Origin of the sequence: Psychrobacter sp. APC 3281, assembly GCF_030407815.1 — a bacterium.
In the GTDB taxonomy this organism is placed as follows: domain Bacteria; phylum Pseudomonadota; class Gammaproteobacteria; order Pseudomonadales; family Moraxellaceae; genus Psychrobacter.
This window is the reverse complement of the sequence record NZ_JASDCS010000008.1, coordinates 15343-36382: the sequence shown is the minus strand read 5'-3', so window position 1 is coordinate 36382 and position 21040 is coordinate 15343. Positions and strand designations below refer to the sequence as shown.

Genomic DNA, 21040 nt, shown 5'->3' with positions numbered 1-21040 from the left:
ATTGCTGGTCTTCATTTTTTAACGTAGTTGAGTGTCATGCTGACAGAAAATACCCCGCCTAATAATGCTCCAGATGAAGATCCAGCACAGCGTGATGCCCGTGCCGTTAGGCGTTGGTATCCTTTGTCATTTCTGCTCAAACTGCTGGTATTGGTACTTATCGTACTAGCCATTATGTTTGCTATATTCTTTTATGCAGCAGGGACTGATACCGGTACGAAGTTTATATTAGAAAAAATTAGTGTTGAGACAGGTATTGATTTCAAATACGGACGCGGTAACTTGCGCGATGGTATTTGGGTCACTGATATCGATATTGAAGCGACTGAAGATCTTGAGATATTAGTAGATAAGGCCTACGTCAAAATAGGCTGGCGCGCAGTATTTGCAAAAGAAGTGCATTTAAGCGATGCAGATATCCAGACCATAGAGATTATCAATAAAAAACCGCCTACTGGTGAACCGTTTGATTATAAAACTTTAAAGTTGCCAGTGAATTTGCGTTTTGACCAAGCAAAAATTAAGAAAATCACCTATAAGCAAGTAACCAAAGATCCTATCGTTATTCAAGATATTACGGCGCGTGACCTGACGTGGGTAGGTAGTACGGTGACCGTTGGCCGTGGTGACCTGCAGTACGCTGATATCGTAAAAGTCAGTGCCTTACAAGGAGAGATCGACCTACAGGGCGACTATCCACTAGATTTGAGTGCGATTGCGGAAGTCAGCGCCCTTGAAAAAGCCTATATCGACCCGTTAAATATCTCTGCAACGGGAACGCTTAAACGTACTGTCGGTAAAGTACGTAGTCGTTATAACGATAGCGATGTGAAAGGCGACTTTGTAGTACAGGGGCTAGATGCAGGTGCGCCGTTTGATGCAAAACTACAGTGGGATAATATTCTTATCCCTTATGCTGATAGCCAAAACATTCGCCTACAAAGCGGTACAGCCACAGCTTCTGGTGTCATCTCTGAGATACGATTGCGTATCAATACTGAATTGACGGCCAAAGACATTCCATCAGGTCATTACCAAGGCCGCGCCGTTATTGCCAACAGTCAGCTACGTATAGATCGCCTAGATGCTGACGTGCCAGCGGGACGTTTGGCGTTGCAAGGTATTTTAGATTGGAAAGACAGCTTTGAGGCCACGGTGCGTACGACGGGTAGCAACTTTGATATTCGTCAAGCTATTCCGGCTGAATATACTGACTTCAAAGCTTATGCACCGCAAACCCTTAACGGTAGGCTGTCACTGCGTTATCAGCAGCAGAATTCTACTGGTAACACGCAGATTGATGCAGATTTGCGTCAGCGCGATGGTGAGCACATCAATGCCAATATGGTTCGTGGTAAAACTTCTGTTAAATCTAAGCAAGTCGCGCCTTGGTATATTGATGCTAACTGGAAAAACTTAACCCGCCGTAACGTACCCAATATTGGCAATATCGACAGTCCTAGTGGGCAGGCAGACGTCATCGTTCGTGGTTCGACCCTATCAGTCGATGCCAATGCCGTTATCAATGAGCTAAATGCTGCCCCCAAGGGCAACTATGATTTACGTATACGTAAGGCTGGTGATGTTATAGATATCAATCGTCTTAATTATAACGGCATAGTAGGTGACTTATCCGGTACAGGGCAGATTCAGTTAGCGAGCAAACAGCGTCCACTGACATGGCAGATTGATGCCAGTACCAAAGGTTTACTCCCTAAGAAATATCGTAGCGATTTACCGCTTGAGCGCCTAACAGGTAGTATAAGTGCGCGTGGTCGATTGCTAAACATCACCAAAAATGGTGTCAGCGGTCAACGTCACGTGATTACTTTAAACAACACTAATATGCAAGCGCAGCTCGATGCGTCGCAAGCAGATCGTGCTATCGGTATTACTGGTGCTGGTGATGCCAGTGTCGATATCGTAGGTGGTGAGCTGTCAGTCTTTGATGCGCGTTTTGATGGTCGGATTGATACAGCAGATGTACCGCAAGGTCGTCTGTCTATCGATGCTGCGGGTACGCCAAAGCTGATTAGTATTCGTAAGCTGAACTATAAGGGTGAAGCGGGCGCAGTTGATGCTAAAGGGGTTATCGACTTACGTAAAAATATCGGCTGGAATATAGATGGTCGTTTTGATCAGTTCAATTTGGGTTATTTTTTACCCAACAATCCAGCGATAATCACAGGCGATCTAAAAACCAGTGGCGAATGGCAAAATGCACCAAAGAACAGTAAAAATACTGCAGGTACTTTGCAGCGCTTTGCCGTAAATTTTAACGGTATATTGGATGCCGAGCAATTGCCAGCAGGTAAGCTGAATATAGAAGCCAGTGGTGACAGTCAGCTAATCCGTATCAATCGTTTCCGTCATGTGGGTGCGGCAGGTAGCATCGATGCCAGCGGTACCGTTGATGTGCGTCAAGGCGTTGCGTGGGATATCAACGCAGTGATGGATCGTTTTAACATTGGCTACTTCCTAAAAGATACCCCAAGCCTTATTACTGGTACGATTGATACAGATGGCCGCTGGAGTGACACGCAGCAGATTGTCAATATTAAACAAGTCAATCTGAATGGCATGCTAAAAGGGCAGCAACTGAGTGCCAAAGGCAGCCTATCAGCGAAAATGCGTTTGCCTAAAGATTTAGCAAGTTACTTCAAACAACTTCAGACCCAAGATGCCCAAGCACAATATAAGCAAGTGAATGCTTTGATTGATAGCTTAAACGCTAATAATCTGGTGCTGCGTTGGGGTGATAACTATGTCACGGCTAACGGCAATGCCAAACAGCTACAAACCAAAATTAATATCACCAGTCTAGATCAGCTGTCTAGCCAATTAGCTGGTAAAGTCACGGGCGGCGCTACGCTGTCTCAACCAGTTGGTCAAGCACTGCCTACTATTTATATTGATTTGGTCGGTGAGCGACTCGCGCTACCTGGCTTTATATTGCGTCAAGGCCGTGTACGCGGCAAGCTAGTCAACTTAGCAAATAGTCCAAGTCAGCTAATCGTAACGGCTGAAGGCCTAGATGCTGCTGGTCAAAGTTTCGATAGTGTTAAAGCGTCTTTTAATGGTACCGAAAAATCTCATGTGGTCGATCTAAATGTGGCCAATAAGCAACTCGATGTCGGTGCTAGGTTAAAAGGGGGTTTTGATCGAGACAGACTAAGCTGGTCAGGTGTCATTGGAAAAGGCCGCATTAAATCTAAATATGCGACTTTGAATCAATTGCAACCTGCACAGCTGATTGTGAATTTACCTTACAATCAGGGTGGTGAGAACCGTGATTTAAAAGTACAGCTTGCCGCTCACTGTTGGCAGGCCACGGATCAAACCGGCAAGCTTTGTCTACGTGAAAAATTAGTGGCATCACCAGACCAAGGTGAAGTCAATGTAGCGTTGCAAAATTTAGATACGTCGTTATTCTCAGTGTTCTTGCCAGAAGATATTGACTGGAATGGCAAGATTAATGGTAAAGCAATCGTCGGATGGCAACGTGGTCGTCCTCCAACTATCAATACCACGCTATACTCAGACAATGGCAAGATAGGCCTCGTTCAAGACGGCGAAAGCACATCAATGACCTTGCCATACAAGCGTGTCTCTCTTATTGCTCTGTCTGTGCCTGAGGGCATCAAGCTGCGTACCGATATCAATACTGGACGCGGGGCGCGTGGCTATGCTGAGGTGATCGTCGATCCTTATAAAGACCCTAAACCAATCTCCGGTGCACTGGTGCTGAACGAGCTTGATCTTGCAATATTTAAGCCTTTCTTCCCCGGTATGCGCGTCCTAAGAGGTAACGTTACAATGGCTGGTGGCCTAGGCGGCACTTTAACCAAACCGCAGTTCTATGGCGACGTAAAGCTCTCTGATGGCCGTATAGCCATGCTTGATTTGCCAGTGAATCTGTCCAAAGTAAATGCGGCAGCTAAAATCCGCGGCACACAAGCGACTATTGATGGCACGTTCAATAGTGGTACAGGTGAAGGCGAACTATCAGGGACAGTCAACTGGCAACAAAAACTGCAAGCCAAGTTGAGTATCGTCGGTGAAGGCCTAGTCATTACTCAGCCGCCACTACTGGTTGCTGAAATTGATCCTGATATCGATATTATCGTGCGTCCAGGCGATCGTTATGTCGATATAAAAGGGGCGATCAGTGTGCCGTCTGCGACCATTCGTCCGCCTGAAGCCAGCGAAGATATCATCACTCAAACTGAAGATGCAGTCGTACTAGATCGTCGTTTGATTGGTAATATCGATGAAGTACTGGCTATCTCAAAACCTTGGTCAATCAATGCTGATATTGGTGTTGATTTGGGCGATGATATCAACTTCCGTGGTTTTGGCGCAGTCATTCCATTGGCAGGTGCGATTAATGTGACTCAGAATGGCACAGGTATCATGCGTGCCAGAGGTGTTGTACAGGTCTCACGCCGTACCAATATCAATGCCTTTGGACAAAGCCTAGAGCTAAATTATGGTCAAGTTCGTTTCAATGGTGATGTGATGAAGCCGAGCTTGAGTATTGAAGCGGCCAAAACAATTAATGGCAAAACAGTTGGTCTGCGTGTCAAAGGAACGACCGAAAGCCCCAATATTATCGTCTTTAACAATGCAGGACTGACCCAGCAACAAGCTATGAACGCGTTGGTGACAGGCCGCATCGATAATAAGAGCGCGACGCAAATTAGTGAGCAAGGGTTTAAATCGCAAGTGACCAATAATCTGGCTGCCGCTGGACTGAGCTTTGGTCTGAGTGGCACTCGTAGCCTGACCAATCAAATCGGGCAAGCGTTCGGCTTGCAGAGCCTGACAGTCGATGCTTCAGGTAGTAGCGAAGATACCAATGTCAACGTCACAGGTTACGTGACCCCTGATTTATACATTCGCTATGGTGTGGGTGTTTTCAATGCGCAAAATAGCCTTTCTGTTCGTTATCAATTGACGCGCCGCATCTATGTAGAAGCAAGCTCAGCAGCGGAGAATGCAGTAGATGTGGTCTATAGTTGGCAGTTCTAAATTGTTTATTAGGGCATGTCCTCAATTCAATCGATAGTTATCTAAATGGGTTAAAAATGGCTAAATCTTGCCAAATGGCGTCAAATAGCTGACTAATATCTCGATATTATCTGCGCTATTTTCCTTGTTTGACTGCGATTTATCTCATTTTTATCACCATTTTTAAAATGAGGACACGCCCTAGTAAGACGACTGCTTTCTAATTGATGTCAGCTGAGAGCGCTTTTGAAATTATTTTGGGGCTGTAGTAGATAAGGATTAAATATCACACCATTTTCTCAAGGTTTTCAGCTGATTAGATGGTGAGCCATAGTTGAATCTAAACTCGCACTCTTTTAAAAACAAATGGAAGTTCTTCTTATTAATCCCATTATACTTTCTGAGTGTTCGTTTGGACTGATTCCAGAAGTTCTCAATGCCATTGATGTGATTGTTCTTACCGCAAATGAACTCTATAGAGTGATTGACTCTGAAATGTTTAAACTCACTCACATCTAATGCATTGTAACTTCGATAGCTATCCGTATAAACAAAGCTGTCAGGCTTGATTTTACGCTTAATAACAGGCATTAGGGTAGTCTGTTTGGTGTCTGCTACGACAATGGTATAAACCTTACCGTTTCGTTTTAGAATACCAAATACAGCGGTTTTACCAGCTGCCCCGCGACCTCTTTTGCCTTTGCGTACACCGCCAAAGTAACTTTCATCTAATTCGACCTCACCATCAAAAAGCTCATCAGCTTCTAATGAGAGATGGTAATCTATCACAAGTCTTATTTTATGATAAAAAAGTGCAGCAGTATTAGGCTGAATATCAAGCAAATCTGCGGCTGTTCTAGCAGTCACTTCAGCCGTAAAAAACTCTAACAGCCTTCGCTGTGCTTTTTTACTTAGTTTACAACGGGTTATCTTCATAAAAGTAGTCTAGCATAGTGCTTATCTACTACAGCCCCATTATTTTTAAGTTTTATAGCATGCAAAAAAACGCCTCATAATGAAGGCGTTTTTTTATAGAAGTATTGAAAAAGGTATCACTGAAATAGACGTTATTTGGTTAGAATCAAGCGATTGTTGCGAGTTAGGCGTAGTCGATACTCTTCGCCTTCATGCTCGATACGTACCTCTTTAGTCAGTGCAAATAGATGTTGTGATTGCAAAGTAGGCAGACGGTTTTCACGACAGTTTAGATAACGAGAGATGACCATGCTCATAGTAAATTCCTTTTGAGAAGAAGTGGCTTAAAAAATTAGCTAACCATAGCGTAATTGTTTTTAACGATAATAATTATCATTTAGATTTAATGAATTTGCAAGGTAATTGATAAAATAAAATGCAGTTATTATGTAAACTTATCTAAGTTTACTGTTATAAATCATCTCAAATGAATTTTTTATCTATATAAATTAATAAGTTAGGTGGCAAATCCAAATAAATCATCTAGTCTATAAGAACTATTAAATTATCAAGAATAATCAGAGTAAATACCGAAATAAAGGATATAAGTATGTTGAACGAGTCAAATCAACAATCAGAGACGAAGCCAGAAAGTAAGACAGACAGTAAGACTAAAACTGACAAACCCAGCATCGTAAATGTTGCAGTGGCTGTCATTCATTATAAAGATCAGTATTTGCTTGGGTTTCGAGATGCTACTCAGCATCAAGGAAATCGTTACGAGTTCGTTGGCGGAAAGATAGAAGCAGATGAGTCAGCAGCGCAGGCGTTGATAAGAGAGGTAGCTGAAGAGACAGGTATCCTGCTTGATAATAATACTATCGTTAAGCTTGGGCGTTTGCATCATGATTATGGCGACAAGCAAGTCAGCTTACAGGTTTATAAGATTGAGCTGACAGAAGAGCAGTACGAGCAGCATAAACACCGTGAGCAGGGTTTAGAAGGGCAGGCATTAACTTGGGTAAGCAAATCGCAGCTTTTGGCAGGAGAGTATCATTTGCCCGCTGCTAATAAGACAATCCTTGAATGGTTGAAACTCCCATCGAAGATAGTGATTACTTATCCTCTGGCACATTTTGGCACACACACTGATGCAGCAGCGGCATGGCTACAGTATCACCAAGAAAACCTAGCATCAGAATCATGGGTATATATCCGCTTGAAGGACGCAAATTCTAAGCATCTTGCTGAGCAATTGATAACATCACGCCCAGATATTCTAGCGATTTTACCTAATGACAAAGAACAACCTTTAGATATTGAGGGCTCACTAACTGCTAAGAAGACAGAAACTGGCCAGCGGATAATTGCTAAGCATTTAACACACTCGACACTGATGCAGTGTTTCAATGAGGTAGGCAGTTCTACAGCTCTCACGCAGTCGTTATCTAAAGACTATCAGCTTATCGTCAGCTGCCATGACATTGCGAGCATAACGGCAGCCAATCAACTTGCCAGCATGCGTATACAGAATGCATTACCACCAGTGATTGGTGCTTTCGTATCACCTGTGCTCGCCACCCAAACGCATCCTGATGACGCACCGCTTGGCTGGGAAGCATGGTCAGAGTTAGCAGAGTTAGCTGATATGCCTGTCATTGGGTTAGGCGGGCTAGAACCTGCTATGCTCAACCAAGCATTGCAGTATGGCGGTATCAGTGTGGCAGGTATTCGTCAGTTCATATAATCCGCATGACTCAAGAAAGCTATAGGCAATCTACGGTGTCATGTGCCTGAATGTGACTCGTATTAGACGTGCGTATTAAGCTTAGTAAGTTCAAATAACTGATTTTTAACTTAGTTATCCAGCAAGTAACTGTGTGGTTATGATGTGTTCAAACAATACTCAAACCCCATAGTTACTTACAAACCGTTGCGTTTTCCTACATTGCACTACTGTTTTAATAGTCCAGTTGTCCTTAATATATATTGCATATCTACGATACGTTGATCTTATTTCTATAGACGAGTGACTGATCAAAAGTGATGTTCAAAATATAATAATAAAAAAGCTTTTGTAGAGTCAAGTTTTGCACGAATAATTTATACCAAAGCAAATGGCTTTTAGAAAACGAGACCAAATAGATGCCGTACATAAAGCGTTTTTAACAATCACTATTTAAGAATGGTACTCCTATGAAAACCAATAAGTTACCTGAGTCAGCATGGACTGATTCACAGGCAGCTGGTTCTCAACTTCAGCAGCCTAAGCAATCGCTCAATGACAATGAATATGGCGATGATACGCAACAGACAAACCAAGCTAGTAACGATGCTAGCTATAATCACGACAGCTCGAATGGCGAATATTCGCACCATCTGGCAAAAGACACGTCTTCGCAAGACAGCTATTTTGGATACAAAAGCGCCGACAAAAGCCCTAGGGCAAAAGAGTCAGCTATGAGTGACAATGAGATAAGCAAAGATCTAAAAAATAGCAATGAGGACAATCATGACGTGGCTAGTGGCTACAAATCATCTGGCTATAAATCAGCGCAAAATAAGCACCCACAAAAGCTGAACGAAGATGAGCCATTAATGTCGGGACTGTTAGAGGATCAAATAGATAATCTAAACAGTAGTTCTGAACACGCCATCGACGCTGAGCAAATGAGTGATGCATCAACAAATAATTCATCCTACAAAGAAATACCGGAGCGCATATTTATGAATGGACTGATAAAACATACAGGCATTGCTTTAGCGATTATTATACCGTTAGCAGCGTTCTCAGCCTATGCGGCCACGCCGCCAGTGAACATGGGGACTAATAACTCGGCAACTAATGGAATGTCTGATGATGCGATGAGTGAGAAGACCACGACTGATGTACTATCGGTTAAGCCAAGTGATATTATTCATAAATCTGCAAGCACGCCAACTACCGTAGATAGCGTAGATCTGAACACTTATGCAGGTACTTGGTATGAGATTGGCCGTTTGCCGATGTATTTTCAGCGTAAATGTGCTGGTGATGTGACCGCCAACTATGCACAAAAAGATGACGGCTCAGGAATCACGGTTACTAATAAGTGTGTGGCTGAAGATGGGTCAGGTATCGTCGCAGAAGGTTTGGCTAAGCCAGTCGATGAAAGCGGCAGCAAACTAAAAGTGACGTTCTTACCGAAGTGGATTCGTTGGATTCCAGTCGGCCGTGCTGATTATTGGGTGCTAGCACGTGATGCAGAGTATAAAACCGCATTAGTAGGGACACCTGATAAAAAATACTTATGGCTATTAGCACGCTCGCCAGACATCAGTCAGGAAACGTATACCAAATATCGTCAAATTGCTCAGCAGCAAGGTTATGACTTAAAAGAGTTTACCTTGACGTCGCAGAGCAACCAAACAGTGAATCTAGCACCATAATAGATGTAGCTGGAATTACTGCTTTGATTAAGTCTTATAGCAATTGTTATTTCATTACGTCTCGATAAGGCAGCATATAAAGCTGCCTTTACTTTTATTACTAGCTGTATATGAGAATTATATATAAGAGCTATATACGAGAGTAAAACCTATTATGCACGCTAGCTAATCGGTTACTACTGGCAAAATGAGGCGTTTTAGGCTAAAATCTAGGCGATTCAAATACTCTAGCGTCAATAACCCATATTGATAGTGGTTGATTATCATATTAGAGTCGCCATTTAGAGCATACACGACCTATCTATTTTACACTTCTTCATATTTTATTGATCATACATTACTGACCATAAGGATGTTTCTCGTGAGCAACGCTGATACCTTACGCCAATTACATCAAGACCACTTGAACAACTACAACAATCAAGAGCAACAAGCGATTGAGCTTATGGGGCTACTAAACAAGCTCTATAACCAGCAAGACGTACAAGTGACTTTGTTTGGCGAAACGCTAGACTCTACCTCAGTTGGTCAAATACTTGCTTTACATCAAAAAGTAGCATTACGCGATCATGGCGCCAAAGCTATCGATATCGCTGATACTCTAGCGATGGTAAAAGTTATCTCAGAAAATACTGATATCCAAGCTACTCGTATTGATGTTGGTCAATTGATTGCTAATGATACTGATTTACAAACCGCTCTACAGTCTATCAACAACGCTGGTGCTGTAAACGGCGCGACGGATGTTGTACTGTATGGTTTTGGCCGTATCGGTCGTATCTTGACTCGTCTGCTATTGTCACAACCGTCAAGCGCAAAAGGTTTACAATTAAAAGCGATCGTTGTACGTCCAGCCGCTGCTGGTGACTTGGCTAAGCGTATCTCATTGCTTGAGCGTGACTCAATCCATGGTAGATTCTTAGGCGGCATCAGCATCGACGATGATAATAACGGCATGATCGTTAATGGTCGTTTTGTACAAGTTATCTATGCCAAAGACCCAAGCGAAATCGACTATACTGCTTATGGTATCGACAACGCTCTTGTTATTGATAACACAGGTATTTGGAAAGACGAAGCAGGCCTTGGTAAGCACTTACAGTCTACTGGCGTGAAAAAAGTGTTGCTAACCGCACCTGCTGGCGGCAATATTAAAAACGTCGTTTATGGTGTGAACAATGACACCGTTGGTGACGATACGATCGTTAGTGCTGCTAGCTGTACGACCAATGCGATTACGCCAACGCTGAATGTATTGAATGATGAGTACGGTATTGTAAATGGTCATGTAGAGACTATTCACTCATTTACCAATGATCAGAACTTGGTTGATAACTATCATAAAGCAGACCGCCGTGGTCGTAGTGCTGTGATGAATATGGTTATCACCAGTACTGGTGCCGCAAAAGCCGTTGGTAAAGCATTGCCAGAACTAAACGGTAAGCTAACGGGTAACGCTATTCGTGTACCAACACCAAACGTCAGTCTAGCAATCTTGAACGTGAATCTGAAAACTGCTCCAGCAAGCGCTGATGCGTTGAATGAGTTCTTGCGTAAAATGTCTAACAGCAGCACTTGGCAGTCGCAGATTGCATATACGGATTCTACAGAAGCGGTATCAACGGATTTCGTTGGTACGACTCATGTTGGTATTATCGATGCTCAAGCGACTATTTTGACTGACAACCAAGCCATCGTATATGTTTGGTATGACAACGAAGTAGGTTATAGTACTCAGGTATTGCGTTTGGCGACGCAAATGGCCGGAATAAGCTACGCTCAGATTCCAGCATAGATTACTAAATACAGTAGAGCAATAACGTCATACCAAGTATAGTAGCGCTATCGTGTCATAAAAATGGCGCTGTAGCAGATACTACTTTGAATAGCTTGGTAGGACTTTAACTGTCATACTTAAACACCCGATAGTCCGATTGATTATCGGGTGTTATTGTCATCATGGGCACGAAGTAAAAGTAGACTTTATACAGTGTTTATTTTGACGCAACAACATAGCAAAACCCCAAAATACAACCGTTGGTTGTAACCAGTTTATAGACTGGATTGTGAATTAAGGAACGTAAGATGCGATTTATTGATGAAGCCGTCGTAACGGTAAAAGCAGGTGACGGTGGTAACGGAATCGCCAGTTTTCGCCGAGAAAAGTATGTCCCACGTGGTGGACCTGATGGTGGTGATGGCGGCAAGGGCGGAGATGTATATGTCATTGCAGAAGACAACACCAACACCCTAGTTGACTATCGTTATACGCGTCGTCATGACGCCATGCGTGCTGAGAACGGCCATAGTAGAAACTGTTCAGGTAAAGGGTCTGATGATCTTTATTTGCCAGTACCAGTTGGTACCACGGTAGTTGATACCGAGACAGACGAAGTATTGGGCGATTTGATTGAGATTGGCCAGACACTACTGATTGCCAAAGGTGGCGATGGTGGTCTGGGTAATACCCATTTCAAAAGCTCGACCAACCAAGCACCGCGTAAAGCGACGTCAGGTTTTGAAGGCGAGCTAAAAGTTCTTAAGTTTGAGCTAAAAGTAGTGGCTGATGTTGGTTTGATTGGTTTGCCTAATGCTGGTAAATCGACCTTTATCCGTCAAGTCTCTGCTGCTAGACCAAAAGTGGCTGATTATCCGTTTACCACCCTAGTACCAAACTTGGGTGTGGTCGATATTGGTCGTCATCGCTCATTTGTGATGGCAGATATTCCTGGTCTTATCGAAGGTGCATCAGAAGGCGCCGGACTTGGTATTCGCTTCTTGAAGCATGTTGCGCGTACACGTCGTCTGCTACACTTAGTTGATGTCAAGCCTGTTGATGGTAGCGATCCAGTCGAGAACGCTCGTGTTATCTTAAACGAGCTTGAACGTTTTTCTCCTGAATTGGCCAACTTACCGCAGATTTTGGTATTAAACAAAATCGATCAGGTTAATGATGAAGATTTGAATGCGCTTTGTACTCATATCGTCGCAGAGCTTGGTTGGACTGGTATGGTCTTCCGTACGGCAACGCTAACTGGTGAAGGCGTTGATGCGGTCAAATATCATCTAATGAATGATATCGAACTTGAGCGTGAGCGTGAAATAGAAGATCCTATCTTCGCTGAAGCACAAAAAGAGCGTTTTGAGCGTTTGGAAGCTGAAGTACGTCTGAACACTGAAGCACAGCGTGAAGCATATCGTGCGGCTCGTAAAGCAGCACGTGAAGGCTTGGATGCGTCTGATTTTGACGACGATGATGAGGATGGCGTTGAGGTAATGTACGTTCCTTAAGCTAGTATGCTTGAGCAGTTATACTTGAATTGTGAATTTAATCCCTACAATCAATTAATATGAAAAAAAGGAGTTTATATGGCAGATGACATAGCAAACACGATGGAAGAAGCAAGATTTGTTAAGCAAACTCGCAACTTTGATATTCAGCGCGTTATTGTCAAAATTGGTTCATCATTATTAACCAATAACGGTCGAGGGCTGGATCGTACTGCCATATATGAGTGGGCAAAGCAAATTGCTAAGCTACACAAAAAAGGCGTTGAGGTACTGCTGGTATCATCAGGTGCTGTTGCTGAAGGTGTGGTACGTATGAACCTTGAGGAACGTCCCAAGAAACTAGCCGCACTACAAGCCTGTGCTTCTATTGGTCAAATGGGATTGATTGAAACATGGTGGTCAGCTTTGATTCAGCATGGCATTCAAAGCTCGCAGCTACTCCTAACTCATGATGATTTATCTAATCGTAGTCGTTATCTCAATACGACGGGTGCGCTGACACAGTTATTAGAATGGCGCGTACTACCGGTTATCAACGAAAACGATACCATCACGATTGATGAGATTAAATTTGGTGATAACGATACCTTGGGTGCGATGGCAGCCGCGATGGTGAATGCTGATTTGTACATTATCTTAACCGACCAAGAAGGTGTCTTCACTGATAACCCACGTGATAACCCTGATGCCAAGATGATTCGCCAAGAGCGTGCGATGGCGGATTACTTGTTTGATATTGCAGGAGATGGCGGTAAGCTTGGACGCGGTGGTATGTTGACCAAAATCCGTGCTGGACGCCTTGCTGCAATGGGTGGCTGTCCTACCGTTATCGTCAGTGGTGCTATCGATGACGTTATTACCCGTGTGGTATCAGGCGAAGCCGTAGGTACATTGCTAACGACTAATGACGAAGATAAAATCATCGCGCGTAAACAGTGGCTAGCTGCGCATCTACGTATGTCAGGTAGCTTGGTCGTCGATGCAGGTGCTGCAAGGGCATTGACTGAGCACAATAGAAGTTTATTGCCAGTGGGTGTTGTAGAAGTGCAGGGCGGATTTGATGAAGGTGATGTGGTAGAAATCATCCACCAAGATACTGGCGAACGCATAGCCGTTGGGCAGGTAAACTTCTCATCGAATGATGCGCGCCGCGTTGCTCGTGAGCGTACCGAACAGTTCGATAAGATCTTTGGCAGTAGCGAAGAACGTGTCGTCATGGTACACCGCGACAATCTTGCATTGACTGTATAGTGCTTTCATATAACCTTTTTTATTCAACTTATTTTATCCAGCATAATATCCATTTATAAATATGGATATTACGCTGTTTTGGAGATTTGTACATGAGTGCTTCAGACGGTAGTAACTCGGTTCAGCAACAGTTTGCACCTTTAAAAAATGATAGATTGCTACGTGCATTACGTTTTGAGCCCATTGATACCACACCGGTATGGATGATGCGCCAAGCTGGTCGTTATTTACCAGAGTATAAGGCCACTCGCGCTGAAGCGGGTGACTTTATGAGTCTGTGTAAAGATACAGACCGCGCTACTGAAGTGACTCTACAGCCATTGCGTCGCTATGACTTGGATGCTGCTATTTTATTTAGTGATATTCTAACTATCCCTGATGCAATGGGACTGGGCCTATATTTTGAAACGGGTGAAGGCCCTAAGTTCAAACATCCTATCCGTGAGCAGGCTGATCTTGATAGATTGCCAGTGCTTGAGCCAAACGACTCTCTAGACTATGTCATGCGTGCTGTAACTAGCATTCGTAAAGCATTGAATGGTCAAGTTCCATTATTTGGTTTTTCTGGTAGTCCGTGGACATTGGCTACTTATATGATAGAGGGCGGTAGCTCGAAGGATTATCGTTATACCAAAGGCTTCTTGTATAGTAACCCTGATTTTTTACATCAGTTATTAGATAAGCTGGCGACGTCAGTTATTGACTATTTAGATGCCCAAATCGTCGCTGGTGCTCAAATCGTTCAGATATTTGATAGTTGGGGCGGGGCGTTAGGCCATCGTCAATTTATCGAATTTTCACACATTTATAATAAACGTATTGTCGCCGAATTAAAGGAACGTCATCCACAAGTACCTGTAGTGCTATTCACTAAAGGTGGTGGGTTATGGCTTGATATTCAGGCTGACAGCGAAGCAGATGTGCTAGGTCTAGACTGGACGATGCCGATTGATCGTGCGCGTCAAGTATTGACTGAGAGTCAGCGTCAATTGACCAAAAAGCATAAAAAACTGCAAAGTAGCAAAGCTATCCAAGGTAACTTAGATCCAGCGACATTATATGGCTCGCCTGCAACTATCCGTTCGGAAGTAAATGCGATGCTTGACCGTGCTTATGCTGATGGTGAAAAGACTGGTTACATAGCAAACTTAGGTCATGGTATCACTCAGTGGGTCAATCCTGACAATGCCAAAGTGTTTGTGGATGCAGTACACGACTATAAAATTTAAGAGTCAGAATATTTAGAGAGTGACTCTGTCTTTGTTCTGTATTTGTAGAATTGCATGATTTGTAGAACTACACGCATTACAGGAAAATATAGAATCTATCAGTGCATATTTAGTATTTACCAAGAAAAGGGTGTTTTATGATTTCAGCAGCGATTGTCGGTGGTACAGGCTATACGGGTATTGAGCTCATTCGCTTATTATCTGCTCATCCTGAGGTTTCTATTGATTTATTAACTTCTCGTAGCGAAGCTGGCACTCGTGCTGATGAAATCTTTCCAAGCTTACGCGGTGTGTCTGACATCGTTTTTAGCGACTTGGGTGATAATACGCTTGCTGCATTGCAAAAATGTGATGTTGTGTTTTTTGCGACTCCGCATGGTGTAGCAATGAAGCAAGCTGAAGCGCTTACTCAAGCTGGCGTCAAGGTCATCGATTTGGCTGCTGATTTTCGTTTGCAGTCATTGACTGACTTTGAGCACTGGTACAAGCAGTCACATGCTTGTCCTGAACTGTTGAAAACAGCAGTCTACGGCCTACCAGAAATCAATCGTGACAAGCTTGCGAATGCGTTACTAGTAGGCAACCCAGGCTGTTATCCAACCACTGCGATTTTGGGTCTAAAACCAATTATCGCAGCCCAGAATAAGCAAGAAGAGCGTTTGATTGAGTCTCGTATTGTTATCGATGCAAAATCTGGCGTGTCTGGTGCAGGCCGTCAAGCATCACTTGCGCTTAACTATGCTGAGACAACGGATAGCTTTAAGGCTTATAGCGTCGAAGGTCATCGCCATTTACCAGAGATTGAGCAGGGTGTCGCACAGTTATTAGACAGTCAGTTCGCGCACCGTATTCGTTTTTTGCCGCATTTAGTACCGATGATTCGTGGCATGCTAAGCTCTATTCATATGGAGCTGACCGATGCTGGCGCTGCTATCGATTGGCAGCAAGCGTTTGAAAATAGCTATGCGTCAGAATTGTTTGTTGATGTCATGCCAAAGGGGCTTTATCCCGATACGCGCAGTGTTCGTGCTAGTAACCGTCTACGCATTGCCGTACATCAGGACAATGAGCGCGCTGAGCTAACAGTTATCGTCGTTCAAGATAACTTAGTCAAAGGTGCTGCTGGGCAGGCTGTGCAAAACATGAATGTGATGTTCGGTTTTGATGAGTCAATGGGGCTGAACTTTGCACCGATTGTTCCTTAATATCAACGACTTCATATTCCAATCATTCACATTTACGGTGCTAGGTATTGATTATAAATTCGGCTATAATGACTTGCCCTTACCCTTAAGAGATACTGTCTAAATGCGTGTTCAGCTCGTACTACGCTTTTGCTCACAGCCAGCACGTCTATCGTGCAAAGACTCAGTTATACCTAGCTTGGAGCGCAAACAGCATTCCTTTAGAAATAATAATGTCCCGATAAGTGGTATTGCTAGCTCACAACGCGGCGCTTCTACATTGGTATTGGCACTGTTTGTTGTAGCCGTATTAGTGACAGCGGTGGTTGGGCTGGTATTCGGTCATAAGCTTGGCTACCAACGTGGTCTTCATTCGATGGAAACAGAAGCCAAGCAAGCAATCATCGATAGCACTGAAGCGACACAAGCACTAGAAGACTTGCGCCTTAGCAATAAGATAGCCACTAACCAAGCGGCAACTGCCAAACAAGAACTGGCCATCAGTTTGGCTAATTTAAAAGAGTTGCGTGAAAGCCAGCAAGAACTAACAGTAGAAAATAAGCAAGTATCACAGCTCAATGAGCTGTATTCAGATGTCATCCGTAAGAAAGGTGGTATGCCTTTACAGGTATTAGGTGCCAAAATTTCGCCATTACCTGAAAATGCTTTTGAGTATGGTTTTGATATTGGGATGCTCAGCAGCGATGGTCAAGCCAAACGCTTGAGGCCTGTATTGACGCTACTTAATAATGATGACCTTGTAGAAGTACCACTTGACCCTGCATACCATATGATCGAAGGTATCGTTCGGATACGTGGTCGCTTTGTAATGCCATCAGGCTTTAGACCATTGCAAGCCAAACTGACTTTGCAAGCTGGTGGTCAGAAAGTAGAGCAATTGTATGACTGGAAGCTCGGTGATAGTGTGGATAACATGCTACCATCGCTCCTAGATTTACCAGAAGTTGATGAAAGTCCTATCGTACCTTAACTACCTCATGTCTTAATGGAATACTCAGTGACGATGCTGTGGTTGAAATCAAAGCACAATAGCCCTAATTAGTGGTTGTGCTTTATACCATGCCTTATCGCCTGCCTTAACATTCTCTATCTTAAACTTACCTTATAATTATATTTTGATTATGATGAAAAAAATGATATCACAAGCCACGCCAACGGTTGCTGATTGGCACTTCCCCAATATGCCTGCTCATCGTGCACAAGACGGTGATACCGATGGTGAAACGTCACCGCAAGCAGATGTATTGGTCGCAGAGCCTGAAGTAGCCAAACCGCCTATGTATGCGGTTGTTATGTATAATGACAACTACACGCCGATGGAGTTTGTTGTATATATATTGCAGTCAGAATTTCGTCATAGTATGGATTCTGCGGTCGAGATTATGCTGACTATTCATAATAGCAGCAAAGGTATTGCTGGTATTTATCCCAAAGATATCGCCGAGACTAAGGCCAAAAAAGTAAATAGTCTGGCACATCGTGAAGGTTATCCGTTATTGACCCAAATCGAACCGCATCAAGGCGAGTAGAGCAATTTATTAATTTCTTATACTGATATATGGCTCTATTAAAGCTTTACCTACAGTTCTCTCCTTCTAAGCAATCCATATTAAAGCTCACCTTTATAGTGAGCTTTTTCGACTTTTCAGTAACTTCTCTTATAAATGAACTTTGCCTTTTAAAATATTTTTATTATTCATATAGTATTGATTTCTATAGCGAATAACCCTATCTATTAAACAGCCTGTCCAATAGTTTTAGATTAAGCATCTCCGTTGAACTTGCTAAAACCACGTCATTTCTAGCTTCTAAAATATCAATATCTCTTTCTATCTAATCAGTTTTTCAACATTTAATATTCGTTATTAAGGTTGTCGCTACTAGCTTGTAGCACGCTTTGATACATTTTAGTCTGTGTTAATAGATTGACTCCGTTGAAGTATCGTGTTGATATAAAGAAAAGCGGCCATTGATAGTTATGATTACTGTTGGCTGATAGCGAGATTATAGTATTTAGTAAATAGTCTACCGCTCACCTCATTTATTCATGACTTCTAATAATACGAATATAGCCCTTGAACAATTCATCTACCGCCCTGATTTACTTACTAACTCATTCATAAAACTATCAATTATAAAGATAGATATAACCGTAGGAAGTTGTTATGTTAAGTCGTCATCTTGAAGTTTCTCTACGTTTAGCAATGACGCTTGCGCGCCAAAAATCGCATGAGTATCTCACTGTTGAACACCTGCTTTTGGCCTTATTAGAAAACACTCATGCTGCCAATACGTTGACTGCTTGTAATGCTAATGTCTCGGCGTTGCGTACTGAGCTTGAGATTTATATTAATAAACACACGCCAACTATCGATGCTGATACAGAACAGTCACCGCAGCCGACTCAAAGCTTTGATCGTATTTTGCAACGTGCTATTTTTCACGTGCAGTCGATCGGAGGTGGTCGATTGGTAGAAGGCTCTGATATTTTGGTCTCTATGTTTTCAGAGCATGATACCTATGCTGTCTACCTGCTTAAAAAACAAGGTATCAGTCGCCTTGAGTTAACCCAGTATTTGTCACATGGTCAAGATAAAGAAGAGCCATCTGAATCACGTGGTTCTGCAGGCACTGAGCGCCGTAGTGCCTCTGAAAAGACCAGTAAAGATCCATTGGTTGAATTTGCGACCAATCTAAACCAGCGAGCCGCTGAAGGTAAAACAGATCCTTTGATTGGCCGTGCTTCTGAGATTGAACGTGCTGCCCAAGTACTGTGTCGTCGTCGTAAAAATAACCCATTGCTAGTAGGTGAGCCTGGTGTCGGTAAAACCTCTATCGCTGAAGGTTTGGCATGGTTAATCATCAACGACAAAGCACCGAAGCCACTTAATGGTTGCGTGATTTATAGCCTTGATATCGGTTCATTGATTGCGGGAACTAAGTATCGCGGTGACTTTGAAAAACGCATGAAGTCATTGCTTGATGCGTTAAAGAAAAAACCAAATGCTATTCTTTTTATCGATGAAATTCATATGATTATTGGTGCTGGTTCATCAATGAGCAGCAATATGGATGTATCGAATCTTATCAAGCCAGCGCTTGCTAACGGTGAGCTGCGTTGTATTGGTTCAACGACCTTTACTGAGTATCGCCAAGTATTTGAAAAAGATCATGCATTGTCGCGTCGTTTCCAAAAAATCGATGTTAAAGAACCTAGTGTGGATGACACCATCGATATCCTACGCGGTCTGAAACCTCGTTATGAAGAATTCCATAATGTTGAGTATACGGATGAAGCGTTGGTCACAGCGGTACAGTTATCAGCCAAACATATTCATGAGCGTTTTTTACCTGACAAAGCTATTGATGTGATTGACGAAGCAGGTGCATATAAGCGCTTAGGTGTGGTGCCTGATGTCGATGATATCGAAGCGGAAGAAAGTTTCATTGCTGATTTAGAGCAAGATTTTGATGCGCAGATTGATGCTGATATCGATGGTGATACAGATAATGAAATGCAGGATGAAGCAGCGACTGCGAAAGCAAGCGATAGTGCTAAATCAGCAGATGGTGTGAAATTATCAAAAGGTCAAAAGCCACCGATGAAAATCGATGTGGCTGATATTGAAGCTATTATTGCTAAACTGGCACGTATTCCACCCAAATCTGTATCGAGTGATGACAAGAGTATCCTTGAGCACTTAGATCGAGATCTGAAGCACTTGGTATTTGGTCAAGATGAGGCGATTGCTACGTTGGCCGATGCTATCAAGCTATCACGTGCAGGATTAAAAGCGCCAGATAAGCCAATCGGTTCATTTATGTTTGCAGGTCCAACTGGTGTGGGTAAAACAGAAGTATCACGTCAGCTAGCCAATCTGTTAGGTGTAGAGTTAGTACGCTTTGATATGTCAGAGTATATGGAAGCGCACACGGCATCACGCTTGATCGGTGCGCCTCCAGGTTATGTTGGCTATGATCAAGGCGGCTTACTTACTGAAAAAATTAATCAGCACCCACATTGTGTGTTGTTGCTTGATGAGATTGAAAAGGCGCATCCAGATGTCTTTAACTTGTTACTACAAGTCATGGATCATGGTACGTTGACTGACAACAATGGTCGTGTGGCAATCTTTAAACAGGTCATCGTTATTATGACAACGAACGTTGGTGCTGACAGTATCAGTCGCTCGTCAATGGGCTTCACTCAACAAGACCATAGTCGTGATAATACAGAATCACTGAAACGTGTCTTCACGCCAGAGTTCCGTAATCGCTTAGACGCCATTATTCAGTTCAACCCTCTAGATACGTCAGTTGTCGTATCAGTTGTCGATAAGTTCTTAGTTGAATTACAAGTACAACTTGATGATAAGCAAGTGACATTAGAGATTGATGACGATGTACGTGATTACCTAGCAGATAAAGGCTATGACCGTTTAATGGGTGCACGTCCAATGCAGCGTCTGATTCAAGATGAAATCAAAAAACCATTGGCAAGTATGATTTTGTTTGGTGATTTGGTCAATGGCGGTGTCGTACACCTGACCTTAGAGCCTAAAGTCGATGATTCCCAAGAGAATGATACAATGAAGCTTGATAAGGTATCAGACAAAGGCTCAGCTGATAGTCGTATTATTCTGACAGTTGTTGAAACTCATGAACCACAACCTGACTCTGAGTCTTTAGCCAGTTAAGTTGTTTAATGTT

Annotated in this window: 13 protein-coding genes; 11 read left to right on the top strand and 2 right to left on the bottom strand. The window is 43.0% G+C overall.

Features of this window, described 5'->3' with window-relative positions; genetic code table 11:
• The first annotated feature begins 36 nt into the window (after positions 1-36).
• A complete protein-coding gene (locus QL886_RS08295) occupies positions 37-5031 on the top strand; it encodes a translocation/assembly module TamB domain-containing protein (RefSeq protein ID WP_290178331.1) in 4995 nt (1664 codons plus the stop codon).
• Positions 5032-5289: 258 nt separating this feature from the next.
• On the opposite strand, the gene QL886_RS08290 is transcribed toward QL886_RS08295, so the two are convergent.
• Both QL886_RS08290 and QL886_RS08285 read right to left on the bottom strand, forming a co-directional pair.
• A complete protein-coding gene (locus QL886_RS08290) occupies positions 5290-5946 on the bottom strand; it encodes an IS1595 family transposase (protein WP_045455674.1) in 657 nt (218 codons plus the stop codon).
• A gap of 131 nt (positions 5947-6077) precedes the next feature.
• Complete coding sequence (locus QL886_RS08285; protein ID WP_010200173.1) at positions 6078-6242, bottom strand: hemin uptake protein HemP; 165 nt, start codon at positions 6240-6242, stop codon at positions 6078-6080.
• Between the two features lie 293 nt (positions 6243-6535).
• On the opposite strand from QL886_RS08285, the gene QL886_RS08280 reads away from it, so the two are divergent.
• From QL886_RS08280 to clpA, 10 genes are all read left to right on the top strand, one after another.
• Complete coding sequence (locus QL886_RS08280) at positions 6536-7672, top strand: NUDIX domain-containing protein (protein WP_290178330.1); 1137 nt, start codon at positions 6536-6538, stop codon at positions 7670-7672.
• Between the two features lie 449 nt (positions 7673-8121).
• Entirely contained in the window at positions 8122-9354 is a 1233-nt protein-coding gene (locus QL886_RS08275) for a lipocalin family protein (protein ID WP_290178329.1), read from the top strand.
• A gap of 352 nt (positions 9355-9706) precedes the next feature.
• Positions 9707-11149: a glyceraldehyde-3-phosphate dehydrogenase gene (locus QL886_RS08270; RefSeq protein ID WP_290178327.1), complete on the top strand. Its 1443-nt coding sequence runs from the start codon at positions 9707-9709 to the stop codon at positions 11147-11149.
• A 290-nt stretch (positions 11150-11439) separates the two neighbouring features.
• Positions 11440-12645 carry an Obg family GTPase CgtA gene (cgtA, locus tag QL886_RS08265; RefSeq protein WP_290178326.1) on the top strand — a complete coding sequence of 402 codons (1206 nt, stop codon included), beginning with the start codon at positions 11440-11442 and terminating at the stop codon, positions 12643-12645.
• 78 nt (positions 12646-12723) lie between these two features.
• Positions 12724-13896 (top strand): glutamate 5-kinase, encoded by a 1173-nt coding sequence (proB, locus tag QL886_RS08260; protein ID WP_057759177.1) that lies wholly within the window; start codon positions 12724-12726, stop codon positions 13894-13896.
• 92 nt (positions 13897-13988) lie between these two features.
• The gene (gene hemE / locus QL886_RS08255) at positions 13989-15125 is read left to right on the top strand and encodes a uroporphyrinogen decarboxylase (protein ID WP_191114928.1); all 1137 of its coding nucleotides are present in this window, start codon (positions 13989-13991) and stop codon (positions 15123-15125) included.
• Between the two features lie 137 nt (positions 15126-15262).
• On the top strand, positions 15263-16330 hold the full coding sequence (argC, locus tag QL886_RS08250; protein WP_290178325.1) for an N-acetyl-gamma-glutamyl-phosphate reductase: 1068 nt from the start codon (positions 15263-15265) through the stop codon (positions 16328-16330).
• Positions 16331-16433: 103 nt separating this feature from the next.
• Complete coding sequence (locus QL886_RS08245; protein ID WP_201566998.1) at positions 16434-17300, top strand: hypothetical protein; 867 nt, start codon at positions 16434-16436, stop codon at positions 17298-17300.
• Positions 17301-17463: 163 nt separating this feature from the next.
• The gene (locus QL886_RS08240) at positions 17464-17859 is read left to right on the top strand and encodes an ATP-dependent Clp protease adaptor ClpS (protein ID WP_101206289.1); all 396 of its coding nucleotides are present in this window, start codon (positions 17464-17466) and stop codon (positions 17857-17859) included.
• 636 nt (positions 17860-18495) lie between these two features.
• A complete protein-coding gene (gene clpA, locus QL886_RS08235; protein WP_290178324.1) occupies positions 18496-21027 on the top strand; it encodes an ATP-dependent Clp protease ATP-binding subunit ClpA in 2532 nt (843 codons plus the stop codon).
• The last annotated feature ends 13 nt before the right edge of the window (positions 21028-21040 follow it).

Coding starts and splice junctions, on each gene's coding strand:
- QL886_RS08295 (WP_290178331.1), top strand. CDS start 37: ATGCTGACAGAAAATACCCCGCCTAATAATGCTCCAGATGAAGATCCA.
- QL886_RS08290 (WP_045455674.1), bottom strand. CDS start 5,946: ATGAAGATAACCCGTTGTAAACTAAGTAAAAAAGCACAGCGAAGGCTG.
- QL886_RS08285 (WP_010200173.1), bottom strand. CDS start 6,242: ATGAGCATGGTCATCTCTCGTTATCTAAACTGTCGTGAAAACCGTCTG.
- QL886_RS08280 (WP_290178330.1), top strand. CDS start 6,536: ATGTTGAACGAGTCAAATCAACAATCAGAGACGAAGCCAGAAAGTAAG.
- QL886_RS08275 (WP_290178329.1), top strand. CDS start 8,122: ATGAAAACCAATAAGTTACCTGAGTCAGCATGGACTGATTCACAGGCA.
- QL886_RS08270 (WP_290178327.1), top strand. CDS start 9,707: ATGTTTCTCGTGAGCAACGCTGATACCTTACGCCAATTACATCAAGAC.
- cgtA (WP_290178326.1), top strand. CDS start 11,440: ATGCGATTTATTGATGAAGCCGTCGTAACGGTAAAAGCAGGTGACGGT.
- proB (WP_057759177.1), top strand. CDS start 12,724: ATGGCAGATGACATAGCAAACACGATGGAAGAAGCAAGATTTGTTAAG.
- hemE (WP_191114928.1), top strand. CDS start 13,989: ATGAGTGCTTCAGACGGTAGTAACTCGGTTCAGCAACAGTTTGCACCT.
- argC (WP_290178325.1), top strand. CDS start 15,263: ATGATTTCAGCAGCGATTGTCGGTGGTACAGGCTATACGGGTATTGAG.
- QL886_RS08245 (WP_201566998.1), top strand. CDS start 16,434: ATGCGTGTTCAGCTCGTACTACGCTTTTGCTCACAGCCAGCACGTCTA.
- QL886_RS08240 (WP_101206289.1), top strand. CDS start 17,464: ATGATATCACAAGCCACGCCAACGGTTGCTGATTGGCACTTCCCCAAT.
- clpA (WP_290178324.1), top strand. CDS start 18,496: ATGTTAAGTCGTCATCTTGAAGTTTCTCTACGTTTAGCAATGACGCTT.